Origin of the sequence: Jilunia laotingensis (assembly GCF_014385165.1) — a bacterium.
GTDB classification, from domain to species: domain Bacteria; phylum Bacteroidota; class Bacteroidia; order Bacteroidales; family Bacteroidaceae; genus Bacteroides; species Bacteroides laotingensis.
The window spans coordinates 217,523-230,971 of record NZ_JACRTF010000001.1 but is presented as its reverse complement, the minus strand read 5'-3'; the positions used below and the strand labels follow the sequence as shown (position 1 = coordinate 230,971).

Annotated in this window: 8 protein-coding genes; 5 read left to right on the top strand and 3 right to left on the bottom strand. The window is 40.4% G+C overall.

The window, feature by feature from the left end; all coding sequences use genetic code 11:
- The first annotated feature begins 5 nt into the window (after positions 1–5).
- From H8744_RS01050 to H8744_RS01040, 3 genes are read left to right on the top strand one after another with little or no spacing between them, the layout of a single operon-like run.
- Entirely contained in the window at positions 6–1,577 is a 1,572-nt protein-coding gene (locus H8744_RS01050) for an ABC transporter ATP-binding protein (protein WP_262433063.1), read from the top strand.
- A gap of 16 nt (positions 1,578–1,593) precedes the next feature.
- Positions 1,594–2,451, top strand: coding sequence for a hypothetical protein (locus tag H8744_RS01045; protein ID WP_262433062.1), 858 nt, complete (start codon positions 1,594–1,596; stop codon positions 2,449–2,451).
- Positions 2,448–2,897, top strand: coding sequence for a hypothetical protein (locus tag H8744_RS01040; protein WP_262433061.1), 450 nt, complete (start codon positions 2,448–2,450; stop codon positions 2,895–2,897). The genes H8744_RS01045 and H8744_RS01040 overlap by 4 nt, the downstream gene beginning before the upstream one ends.
- Here the strand turns inward: H8744_RS01040 and H8744_RS01035 are convergent.
- Positions 2,878–3,996, bottom strand: coding sequence for a nucleotidyltransferase domain-containing protein (locus H8744_RS01035; protein ID WP_262433060.1), 1,119 nt, complete (start codon positions 3,994–3,996; stop codon positions 2,878–2,880). The two genes, H8744_RS01040 and H8744_RS01035, sit on opposite strands and share 20 nt — an antisense overlap.
- A 32-nt stretch (positions 3,997–4,028) precedes the next feature.
- Between H8744_RS01035 and H8744_RS01030 the strand changes: the two genes are divergently transcribed.
- Both H8744_RS01030 and H8744_RS01025 read left to right on the top strand, forming a co-directional pair.
- On the top strand, positions 4,029–5,366 hold the full coding sequence (locus H8744_RS01030) for a tyrosine-type recombinase/integrase (RefSeq protein ID WP_262433059.1): 1,338 nt from the start codon (positions 4,029–4,031) through the stop codon (positions 5,364–5,366).
- A 762-nt stretch (positions 5,367–6,128) separates the two neighbouring features.
- Positions 6,129–8,681 (top strand): autotransporter outer membrane beta-barrel domain-containing protein, encoded by a 2,553-nt coding sequence (locus H8744_RS01025; RefSeq protein WP_262433058.1) that lies wholly within the window; start codon positions 6,129–6,131, stop codon positions 8,679–8,681.
- A 628-nt stretch (positions 8,682–9,309) separates the two neighbouring features.
- Here H8744_RS01025 and H8744_RS01020 read toward each other — a convergent pair.
- Both H8744_RS01020 and H8744_RS01015 read right to left on the bottom strand, forming a co-directional pair.
- Positions 9,310–10,416 carry an acyltransferase family protein gene (locus tag H8744_RS01020; RefSeq protein ID WP_262433057.1) on the bottom strand — a complete coding sequence of 369 codons (1,107 nt, stop codon included), beginning with the start codon at positions 10,414–10,416 and terminating at the stop codon, positions 9,310–9,312.
- Positions 10,417–10,536: 120 nt separating this feature from the next.
- Positions 10,537–13,053 (bottom strand): autotransporter outer membrane beta-barrel domain-containing protein, encoded by a 2,517-nt coding sequence (locus H8744_RS01015; RefSeq protein ID WP_262433056.1) that lies wholly within the window; start codon positions 13,051–13,053, stop codon positions 10,537–10,539.
- Between the last annotated feature and the right edge of the window lie 396 nt (positions 13,054–13,449).

Below are 13,449 nucleotides of genomic sequence, written 5' to 3'. Positions count from 1 at the left end.
GCTGCATGGCTGGATGGGTTGCACTTTCAGTATTGGCCCGTTCGATATTGGATTTTTTTGGCATAGCAGCTTTGATTCCTGTTTTAATAATGGTTTTAGGCAAAGATTCTAATCCAACAAAAGCACTCCAACTCTGTGTGGCAGTATTTGTATTTGTCCTTTTAAAAAATGCTTTGGTCATGAGGCTTGCCCGTTTCCAAAACCATTTTTTACTGGATATATACAAACTATTTAGTCGACAAATGTTCTGTAATTATTATAACAGAGGATTTTTATTCTTAAAAGGCAAGAGTAGCGTACAATTGGCGCATGAGGTTAATTTTATATGTTATACATTCAGCCTTTGTGTACTTTCTCCTTTATTCAAAATAGTAGGAGAAGCTTTATTACTATTAATGATGATAGCCGCATTAATCATATGGGCACCATTGTCTGGTATATTGTTATGTGTTGGTTTTTTACCTATCGTTATTTTGTATGTGAGAATTGTTAAAAAGCGCTTGCGTTCTTATGGGACTGAAGAACTTGAAGCTCGACGTAATCAGTCTCGTACAGTTGTAGAAGCCTTTAGAGGCTATCCTGAATTGGAGATAAGCGAAGCTTTTCAATCTCTACTTACTTCTTTTGACTTAGGTTTGAATGTGATTGCCAAAAACCGCTTAAGGATGGAAATCACCCAATTATTCCCATCGTTCTTATCTGAAATATCGATTATCATAGGATTGGCATTACTTATCGGATTGAGTGGTGGAGATCTGGGAGTTATGAGTGGCGTATTTGCTATTGCTGCTTATCGAATGATCCCTTCCGTTAGGGGAATATTGAATAGTTGGTCAACCTTGCAAAATGCATCTCATAGTATTACTACAATAGCTGAGGGATTGGAAAAACAAGAAGAAAGAACGATGAATCAGGAATCTGATTTTCAATTTAAACATGCTATAAAAATAAAAAACCTGACATTTATCTTTCCAGATGGAGGTGTAATACTGAAGAATTTAAATTTCAACATTGCTCGTGGTGAAAAGATTGGAATAAGAGGGTCAAGCGGGTCTGGTAAATCGACTTTGTTTAATCTTCTGTTAGGCTTTTTGCAACCCACCTTTGGGGAAATATGGATTGATGAGAGGGCGTTGACTTCAGTTAATCGTCGGCAGTGGCACAAGTTGGTAGGTTATGTTCCTCAGGAAATATTTATTATTCAAGGTTCTTTAGCCGAAAATATAGCTTTAGGACAAAAAGAAATAGACAGGAATAAAATAATGCGCGTTTTAAGCCAAGTGAAGCTGAAAGAGTGGGCTGAAATGCTGCCACAAGGAATAAATACTTATTTGGGTGAGTATGGGAGCAGGCTTTCCGGTGGACAAAAACAAAGAATAGGTATTGCACGCGCGCTTTATAAAGACGCTGAAGTACTATTCTTTGATGAAGCTACTTCTGCTTTGGATAATGAGACCGAACATGAAATAAATTTAGCATTGGAAGAATTATCAGTTAGATATAAAGAGTTGACAATGATTGTTATAGCCCACCGTGAAAGTTCGTTGACTTTTTGTGACAGAATAATAGAATTATAAATATACAAATAAACAAATGGAAAAAGATTATAAGATAGCGGAACACCGCATAAGGATAGAAGGGGATGAGCTAATATCTGCAGTAAAAAGAATAGAAGGATTTGCACCTTTTGAAGTGCCGGTGGAAGATGCTCCGTTGGTTATTTTTAGTATTACTACGGAGGAAGCTCCAGTAATGACAAAGCCTCAATACAATAGCAAGATTGATGAAATATCAAATGTATTCGGGCGATATGAACGTGGATATATGTTCACTACTACCCCATTAGGGGAATCTGCATTGCAAATTTGGCAAGAAGACGGTAGCAATCGGATCTATTTTCAGGGTTCAGTTTTTTCCACACGCTTATTGAGATTTACCCTTTGGATTGCTTTTGGAATGGCTACTGTACCTCACGAAACTATAGCTATCCACACTAGCACCATTCAATATAGAAACAGTTGTGTGCTATTTCTCGGAGAAAGTGGGACAGGAAAAAGTACTCATACACGTTTGTGGAAAGAAAATATTGTAGATTCAATTCTTTTAAATGATGATAGTCCCATCTTGCGTATAATAGATAATGAACCACGTATATTCGGTAGCCCGTGGAGTGGAAAAACCCCCTGTTATAAAAACGAAGACTATCCATTAGTGGCATGTGTACGATTGTCTCAAGCTCCTTACAATAAAATAAAAAAATTAAGTATACTGGAATCTTATGGGGCATTACATCCTTCTTGTCCTCCAGACTTTGCATATGATGATAATTTATACGATCATATAAGTTTAACTCTAGATAAAGTATTAAGCTATGTGCCGGTTTATCACTTGGCTTGCTTGCCTAATGCCGAAGCGGCCAAATTATCTTGCAAAACAATTTTCGGAGAATGAGAAAAATAACTGTACCAAACAGTTTCTTTACAGAGGCTGCTGAAGTTTTAAAAAATGGACAATCTGTGAAGATACATGTTGATGGGCAAAGTATGTATCCTTTTATCAAAGGAGGGTTCGATCAGATAGAAATTGTTCCTTATAATCCAACAGAAGAATTACGTTTATGGTGTTGCCCTTTCTTCCGTTGGAGAGAGGATTATATGATCCATCGTTTTATTGGTAAGGAAGGCGATAGATATAAAATGATGGGAGATGGTAATATATATCGTATTGAAGAAGTGAGGCAAAATGAGATTATTGGCGTTTTGCGTTATATATATCATCCGGACGGTTCAGTACAAGATTGTATGAACCCAAGATGGCTGAAATGGGGAGAAAGATGGTATCGCATGCGGAGTTTACGTCGGTTCCTGCTTCCTGTATTTAGGATAGTCTCTTTTTAATCTGCATTTTAGTGAAATCCAAAAACATCATTAGTGGACGCCATCGTGCTTCCGCAGGAGCTAGATCGCCAAATTGGCGAGTTCGTGTCCAAGTACTAGAGAAGGTATTCCATTTGCCGCTCCAATATCCTTTGGGTCTCTTTTTCCTATTGGGATCATATTTGCCGAAATTACCACTTTGAAAAATATGTTCTAGCAGCAGACTTCCCCGTTTCATATCATGTTCATCTAATTGAAAAGGAAGTTCTTTCTCAGGAAAGCCCAACCATGTTACGGCAAGAATTCCAAAAGCTTTCGCGGCTTTGAGCATCCCTGTACCTTGTAAGAGGACATTGATAGTATGAGGATCCAATTTTTCTTGTTGTGCATGTAATAGACAGACCCAATCACATACTTGACGTAATCCGACTCCCTCGTTTAAATAATGTAGAACGGAATGGATCAGAATATAAACGACATTAAAGTCAACAGGAGGTACCAATACTTTATACCCATTGATATTTGTTTCACATGCTCCGTGTGGAAACCATTGTGTTATTGCTTCTTGAAAAAAGCGATTAGCTCTAGGTTCATTCAAACTAGAAATTATCCGGTGGTTTTCTACATGAATTCCATGCCAGATGATGTGAGTATGCCTATTACATTCTTCAAGTTGATCATTTCCTTCTACGCGCAAAAGAGTATTTGCTATATTATATTGATTGCCTCTGATATACACATCAATATCACCACATTGACGATGCTCAGGATTCCTATAATTTTGTGCAACTCCTTGTCCCTTAAGCAATATCGGAATGATTCCATTGTTTTTATAAAGAGAAAATATATTTTTCAGCTTCTCATTTAGAGTCAAATTTTCCTGTTCTATTTGTTCTATGATACTGCACCATTGTAGATACAGTTTACGGTCAGGACGTATATTCCTAGGAAGTGTCTGAATACCGTCAAATACTATTCCCAGCAACGCTTGTTTGTTAGCCAATGTGAAAATTGATCTCCAATCGGTATCAGTAGTAAAAAGGGAGGCATCAGCTGCTTCACCCCATAAACCAGCTCTTAAAAGAGAGAAAAATTGTTCTTGTTCAATGGTGAGACTCATTGTACTTCATTATTAATTGAAATATTATATATATGAAAGGTATTAATCGTAATCTGTTAAAAAAACAAGATGAAACAAAGCTTAGGCTAAATTTCAACCTTAAGCAAGTAAGAGATGAAAAGAGATTAACACAAATCATGCTTGTGACTACTATTAACCAAAAGCGAATCCGGATATACACCAAACTGCGGATCGAACCAGAATATTGGGATCACCGGAATCACCGTTGTTACCTGTTCGATCACTTAAATTTGCGTGAAAAACGGCGTTTAAAACATATCAATAAGCAAATAGAAGACATTGTTTTTTCTTTGATAGAGGCCGATGAAAGGCTTGCTATGCGAGGGGAATATTTATCTGCTCCCACTATTCGGGAAGTTGTGAAAGAAAATCAGTACCATGGACAACTAATAAAAGATCCAATCACCTGTTTGAAGGGATTGATTGATGATTATGAAAAAAGCGTCAATCGTAAAGGACATCGTGGTATTGAAAGTACCAAAACAACTTATCTGACAGCTCTAAATCGGTTAATAGAGTTCAACAAACAAAGAAATACTCCAATCACTTCATTTGATGATTTCAATAAAAAGTTTTTCATTGATTTTACAAATTATCTTTATGGCTATGCGTTTGGCAAAAGTACTAAAAAAGCTCACTATACTCAAAATACAGTTATCAATACACTCAAAGTACTAAAAAACTTATTGCATAGGGCATATGACAATGAAATGACTACTAATAATTATTTTTTGAAAGTACAGACCACTCTGCCTTCTGATTCAAGTGAACAAATATATTTGCGTGAAAAGGAAATCCACAAATTCGCTGCTGTATTCACTGAAAACGACTTAGAGCGTGAGGTACGGGATATGTTTGTAATAGCTTGTTATACCGCTTTAAGGATCAGTGATATACAGCAGCTGAATCATGCCATTATTAAAGAAGGTGTGCTTTCATTGTATCAGACAAAAACGAAAGAATTAGTTAATATTCCTATTTTCAAAGAGGTAGCACCAATTATTGCACATTATCAACAAATTGGTTTTCCTGTTATTAATAGTGTTAAAGCTAACAAAATAGTGAAAGTGCTTGCAGCACGATGTAATATTGACGAAATTATTTGTTACAAAGAATCCAGAGGTGGAGAAACTCATATTAGAAATACTCCAAAATACAATATGGTAAGTTTCCATACTGCTCGTAGAAGTTGTGTCACTAATTTATATAAAAGGGGGTATCCCATCAACTATGTTATGACACTTTCCGGACACCGCTCTATCCAAGCCTTTCAGAGATATCTGAAAGCATCAAGTAAAGAGCTAATGTCCGACTTTGTCCATTTGTTGAAAAAAGACAAAGCTATCTGAAAGCATCAAGAGTATCCGGTATTAGCTGACTATTGAGATGAAAGTGTAATAATTCAGTTTAATACTAGATTGTGAGAGGCTGTTTCCCATGGGAAACAGCCTTTTCTTTTTTATATTTTGAACCTAAATCCACATTACTTTCTCTTTTCTTTTTTTCTTATTTTTTGATTAAGAAAAGAACTTATTTTGTATCTGGTGTCAAAGATCGGTGTCATTCATTTTAATTTTTATTTCACGATTCCATTTTGATTCTTAAGAAAACAACCTATTTATCTTCTTTTTGATGTTTTGGAGGAGTGTCAAAGAATAGTGCCATTTCAATAAGCTTTTTTGAATCCTTGTTAATGATAGATTCTTATGGTGCTTGTTATCAATTATTTATTATATTATCACCGATTTCATGAATAGGGTCTTATATGCCAATCTTTTATTAAAGTAAAAATATAACTATCATATATTCAGCAATATATGGATGAAAAGAATTTAGAAAATTTATTTCTTACTTTGCCCCCCGTATGGAGGATGGAATCCCGCGTTCCCCTCCCCAAAAAGCGTCATTATTTAACCAATTTATATTATTAACTTTTTAAATTATTGTAAGTATGGAAATGGAAATGAATTACGTGGCTCCAGAGGTGGAAATCGTGGAGGTAGAGGTAGAAAGAGGATTTGTTAACAGTCCTGGTGATGATCCTTTTACACCTCCTGTAGGTTAAAAACAAATTTGTGAATAGTTCGCTAATGTATAATCAAAAGTATAGTATGAAAACAAAACATTTATTTACAGCGATGTGTCTGCCTGCTGTTTTTGCAGCTTGTACGGCTGAAGATTTGACAAGCCAGGCACCACAATTAATGAATCGGGAAACCATAGATCTGAAACTGGCTGCCGAAAATTTGGTATGGAATGATCTGGATACCCGTATGGATGCGGGGGCTTCCGGCAATAAGATTTCTTATACATGGACAAGCAGTGACGTGATTGGCGCTGCAATGGCCGATGGAAGCCAGATGGGAACTCTGAACGGTGATAATAAAGTATGGAACAACGTACCTTTCACAACAGAAGGCACAACGGAAGAGGGCGCTCAGTTTACCACACAATCCCAAGTGATGAAGGGTAAATACTATTTCTATTATCAGTTTAATAAAAGTACGGATCGGGAAACAATGACTCTGGAAATACCAGCGGAACAATCCTATGTGAAAGGAGACGGGAAGGTGAGTGCTTATTCACAAATGGCCAAGTACCTGACAGGTATTTCTCCTATTTTCGACCTGACGGCTAATGGGATCGTGTACGACAATTCCTTGGAGTTGCCTATCTCATTTGTTAAACTGGCATCCCCGCTGATCGTCAAATTCAAGACAACGAATGCACCTGAGGGCACAAAGATTGAAAAGATAACACTGAAGAAAAGCAGCGGGACGATTGTAAACGGAGGTGTCGTTAAGTTTGCAGCATTGTCGAATGTAGCGAAGGCAGATATTACCGATGCAGACGCAGTCGCAACAGCAAAGGCTACATTGCTCAATACTGTAAATGCAGACGATGGCGCAGTCGGCATTTATGTAGACCAAAATAAAACTGTCGAGACTCTGACCTTGACTTTGGATGATAGCAAGGAGAACAAAGGGTTGACAGTAACCAATGGCACTGAATATGCCGTTTGTTTGGCTGTGCCATGTAGTGGAAAGAAGGTGGCGTATGTATTGGAAATCGAAACAAGTGAAGGATATTACCAAAATACCTTCGAGGTAGCTTTTGCCAGTGGAAGTGCCGTGCCTATGAACCTACAGGAGATGCGATTCGGAGACCAAGGAAACATGAAGCAGCGTGAAGCGTTCGCTATTTCATCGGATACAGATTGGGCAAATGCAATCAGCTATATACAGAAACATGCAGGTGCTTATTTAGGAAAAACGATCGAGTTTGAATTGCAAAAAGACGGAATCGAAGTATCGTCTTTGCCAAACTTCCCTGTAACGATTTCGGCCAACAGTAACTTGAGCAACCCTGAATTGATCATGAACAAGGACTTCAGCATAAGTGAAATTAACAAGGCAGAAAGATTACTTACCTTTGACAGTTCAGTCGGTGCTTTAGGTGTGAAAGCCGGGAAAACGGTAACCGTTGATGCTGTCCCTGCAATTGAAATCCATAATTATGGGACGATGAATATCAGTGAAACTGTCATACTGACGGAAAAGGTTGTAAATCTTGGGACAATAAATGTGGATGAAGCCACTACGTTCAACGATCTTGATAATGGTGATGAGAATGACGTTGCCGCTGAAATCAATATTAACAAGACATTGGCTATTGCCGCTTCTGCAACCGTGGCTAATAAGCCCTCTGCAACAATTACAATAGCTGAGACAGACGGTGTATTGACAGGAGCCGGTATCACAGCGTTTACAAACGAGGGTACGATTGTCAATAATGGTACATTCTCTGTAGCTGGTACGATAACGAATGCAGCCGATGCCCTGATTCAAAACAATGGCCTTCAGACAGTTATTATGACCAATAATGGAACAATTGAAATCGGTGCCGACAGCAAATCTGACAATAGCTCAACAATAACCAACAATGCCCTTATCAAAGTTGCTGATGTAGCTAAATTCTCAGCCTTGTCTGCTAAAGCCTACAACATTACTAATGTAGGCTATGGACGCACTACCGTTGTTGTCACTACCAAAGCCGGGTATGATGTTGCAAATGCAGCAAGTTTGGGAATCAACCACATAACACTGCAAGGAGGTGCATGGAAAATGGCTCAAAGTGCAGCCACCGGTGTAATTGCCGAGCCTGTTTCAGATATCAGTGCCGGTATTACCTTGGACGGTGCGAAGTTGGATGTCTCAGAGGCATTAAACAGTGCGATAGCCTCAGTTATCGTTGTCAACGCTTCTGAGCTAAGTACAACTTCCGTAGTAGCCGTAACGGTAAAGATCGACAAGCTCACTCTTGAAAAAGGAAGCTCGTTTACAGTCTCTAATAATGTTCAGGTAAATGAAGCAGCCTCAGCCAATAACGCTACTGCTAAGATTTCCGGTACATTGACACTGACTGCAGGAGTTAGCATTCCTTCCGTCCTTGCTCCTACCAAGATGTATTTTAATACTGTCGAGATCGATGCCGATGGCAAATTGGTTGGAGCCGAAGATGCAGAATTCGGTGTTAAGGAGGGTGGAACTTTCACCAATGAAGGTTCTATCACAGTAAGCGGTGGTAAGGTTAGCTGGCCTACCGCAGGTGATGGCACAATGAAAGGCCAAGGTAATAATACTATCGGTGAAGGTTGGTCATAACAGCCGAAAAGCTTTCCCGGAGGAAAGCCTTTTATACCAAACCCGTTCATGGCAATTTAGATAATCCAATGAACAGTTAAACTAAAAGAACCGCAGTTCTCCTATTTGAAATGGAGGCTGCGGTTCTTCTTTTAATATGATACCACACGCACTGCCTTGCATCCCCGATATAATCCTTGGCATAATCCCCGGTATGGTCCCCCGCATTATCTATGCATCCTGTCCTCGATATCGGATAAAACAACCCATCTTCCCAACCGCGTCAGAGCAAAAAGAACTTCCTGAAAGATGGAATCAAAGAAAAGAAAGGGCAAGAAGCTCGAATGTCCAGCCAATAAAAGCTAAATTGTAGGCAAGAAAAGTCTGGTCTGCCGCCCAAGGCTACGTGTCAAATATTTCAACCATAGCACGGGGGTAATCCTGCGGCCTGCTATTCCCGAAAATTGTGCAGGCATACCGGAATGAGGTGATTTAAACGATTGATTATCAATGCGCTCTCAACTCGTTTTTTCCTCGGTGAGGAAGGGGTTGTTCATCGGTGAGGAAGAACCTCTTCATCGGTGTCCTCCAAGGCGTTCCTCGGTGTCGGGAAATACCGCCAGTTTCATTCATGCCCGAATGTAAAACATTATTCCCGCACTTTCCTTGCCCGTATTTCCCAATTTCCCAGGAAAACACCGTTCAGCCAACGATTACGTGCCATGAGGCGGACAGCGATTATGCAAATTGCAAAAACAGGGACGGAGACTGCCGGACAATAGAGTAATTCATAAATGCCTTTGTGGTAGGGAATTTCTATAAACCGGAACATTCCCGTATGGATGAGCATAAAGTGCAATGTGTAAATTTCCAAAGTGTACTTTCCCAAATATTCTATATGGGAAAGACGTGAACCGCGTTGGTAGAAAAAGCTGAAAACGGCCAGAGTGGTGAGAGTTCCTGCCGTCCCGATGGCCAAACGCAGCAAATGAGGCCCCAGATTCTCACCCTTCCATGCCAGATGTTTGTAGTCTATGAGCTTTAACGCTGAACGGTAAACCGTCAGTTCGCCATCCCAGAAAACCCAAAGGATACAAAAAACAGCAAAAGCGCTTATGCCAATTAGCCTTTTGTGGACATTTAGCCATTCGGGATGACGCTGCCAAATGTAGCCGAGCCAAAAGAACGGCAGCACAAACGGCCAATAGAAAGGCCCTGGCAGAAAAGAGCTCAATAAGATACTTCCGGCAATGGCGGCAGTCAAACTGTGCGCAATGCGCAGGCTGCTCCATGCGACCACATAGCAAATGAACAGAGCTTTCAGATACCAGAGGTTTCCTATAAAGTAAGAGACATAGGCCGACCGGGGTATGTATTTCAGCCACAGGTTAAGAAGTAGAACAACTACGACCGCAGAAACGCACGGCAACAAAAGCCGCATACTCTTCCTCTTGAGTAGTGTGAAGAATGGCAATTGAATGGAAGAGGCGGCGAAATATCCACTTATGGTCATGAAAAGGGGCATATGGAAGGAATATGAAAATTTGAATGCAGGATTGCTGAAATATTCGCCTATGCCGGAATATTGAAGCACATGGGTATAAACTACCAGAAGGATGGCAAAGCCCTTCAAGGCATCGAACATGGGTAACCGCCGGGACGGATGGTGAATGGGGGAAGATTCAAGCCCGGCAAAGTGCCTCGCGGGTTGCCCGCAACCTGTTATTGAAGTATGGATGGCCATTTTGACGATCATTAATTGTCATTGCGATAAAGACTGATGTTCATCACCGTGATGGGAATAGATATAAAAGCCCTGCAAGGCTTTGCACATTGCAGGGCTTATGAAAACGGATTTATCCTTTGGGGGAATTAATTACCATTCAGGATAGTTGGTCCAAGTACCGGTACCGGCAATGCCCGAACATGTGGCTCTACCGGAAGAGATTGCAAATGTACCATTATTGATGACTTTACCGGTCACAGCCAATACGCCTCCGGATACTGTCAGCTTGGCACTCTTATTGATCGTCACGTCATTGGTTACGTTTACATTTCCCGTGGTTGTCACGTTGTTTCCGGTAACTGTCAGATCGCCAAAGGTGATGGGGCCGGCAGATGCATCCAATGAAGAACCTGTACCCAACTCAATAGCCTTTTCTGTCGAAATTGCGGCAGTGGATGTTGTTGCACCTGTCAAACGAATCAAGCCACATTTTGTGTCTGAATTTGCCAAAGCGAATTCTGATGAGGTCATTACTTCTACCTCGATGGTATAAGTACCATTGAAGTTTGCTTTGCCACTGACAGAGCCGCTAGCAGTATTTACGAACTTATCGGTAGCTGCATTATTCAGCTGACCCAGTAAAACTACACTGCGTCCATTTTCGAAATCTCCGACATTATTGAATGTGGCTGTGGCGTCATTCACCATAACCGTTCCTTCGTTCGTGAAAGTACCATTATTGACAATCTCGCCTGTGCCGATCAGTTTCAGAGTTGAGTCGGTAGTCGAATTCGTAAATTTAGAACCAGTGCCGATGATCAATTTCCCCGGTACTTCAAGGTTTGTAGAAGTAACTTCACCCTTTACAACATCTAACGTACCATTCAGGACGACTGTATTGGCAGCAATGCCTTCTAATGTGGCAGTACTGGCGGCAGGAACTCTACCGGCATCAACAGTTAATGTTTTTCCTGCGGCGATAGTCAATTTCATGTTTGCAACATTCAGCAGCTTATTGTTGATTACATTGGCATTGATATTCAATGCACCGGTGGCGGTGCCAGACGTTGCGCCTGCCATTACGATGCCATCGGCATTCAGATTGGCAGCAGCTTTATTAGCAGCCAAAGTGATAGATTTTCCAATCGTAATTTCATCATTTACGTTCAGGGTATCTCCGATGGAGATATCACCGGCTGTCGCAGCAATCGAAGAGCCTTTGCCGTTGATATTCAACGTACCCGTAGTTACAGTGATGTTACCACCGATCACTTCAACTTTACCATTGAAAGTAATTGCGTGATTATCGGCAGTAGTCAGACCGGCTGCAATCTCAACCGGGCAATTGAAAGTCCAGTCTGCCGTAGGAGCAAGAGCTACTGTGTTAATTGTAAGCTTCTTGGTGCCGTTCACAACTAAGGAGTGGGCAACATCGGAAGGCATCTCGGTTATTGTTACATCATCCATCAATTTGATTACACCGCCCTTGGCAGCCTCTGCTTTGAATTCATCAGCAGTAAATACCATACGATCCATGTCTTTGTTAAAGTCTGCATCTACAATAGGCAGGGAGAATTGGCCGTATTTGCTCGCTACGAAATTAGTACCGTTCTTTTCGTAGATAGCAACTTTTGTTCCATCCGTAGGAACCACTTTGATGACAATTGTTTTGCCACTCAAGTTGACAGGTAACATTGTCATTGCGGTCAGATAAGGAGCAACTTCTGTTCCATCAGCGATAGATACTCCACTACCTGTTCCCAAAGTAAGCACCAAACTTTCTGTCGTATTTTCTGTCGATGCGACAAAACTATGGTTTAAGGCATTAACCGTACCTTCTGTCGGGAATTGCGTTCCATCTTTGACTTCTACAATGATGCGTTTGATTGATTTAGTAAGTTCTCCTTCACCTTTATACATTTTGAATCCCAACAAATAGTTCATAAAATATAATTTGAAAGAAGAAGTCTCTGTGCCGGGTGCCAATGTCGTCTTTTCAGAAACGGCAAAAACGGTGGATGGGATATGGGCATAATCACCATCTTTAGTTACTGTTGCAGCTGTTTGTACTGAGTTGTAATTAGCTATTGGCAACTGTTTGATTGAATTAAATTCTGCATCATGTGGATAGTAAATCACATAGTCACCGGCCATCAAAGTTGTTGAAGGGGTAGTACAGGTTACAAAGTTACCTTTGGTCATGCCTTCAGGATCTTTTAACCATTGATCTGATTGAGCATTTCTCCAAGCGGCCAAAGTGGTATTGCCTGCACCCACTGAGGCTGGCACATCAACACTTTCTATACCTCCTTCTGGATTCATCCATCCTTTGAGTTTGAAAGGATAATTGGTGAAAACCTTCCCGGAGGGATTGCTAATTTCATCGACACCGCCGATGAGGCAGACACCAATCAATTCATCGGCTGTCTTCGCACCATTGTCTTCATTTGCATACTGGGGTAGCCAGCTGAATGCTTTATTAATTCCATCTTCAAAACCAATACGGGTATCTGCATCTTGCCCAATAATATCGGCTGTAAAAGAAAAGTTCTCAGCCAATTTTGGACCATTTAGCTCTGGAGTGTTGTTAACGTCTAAATCGTCGTTAGAACATGCAGCAAACACTAGCGGCAGAGCTAGTGCTGTGAAATAATGTTTCGTTCTCATTCCTTGTTAAGTTTATAATTAATCTATTTACTGTTTTCATACTTCTTCCGGTCGTTATTTGTGCAAAATTTCCTAACAACACACAACATGCGACTGTGCAAAGTATGGTTATCCCAGGTCGTCTGGTTCTCCAAATCCACTAGAAGTAAATCCTCTTTCCACTTCTACCTCCACGATTTCCACCTCTGGAGCCACGTAATTCATTTCCATTTCCATACTTACAATAATTTAAAAAGTTAATAATATAAATTGGTTAAATAATGACGTTCCTAGCGGGAGGGGAACACGGGATTCCATCCTCCATACGGGGGGCAAAGTAAGAAATAAATTTTCTAAGTAGATTCGGAGGGCGGGGGGCTGGGAATTATATGCTTACAACCGATGTGACAGCACACG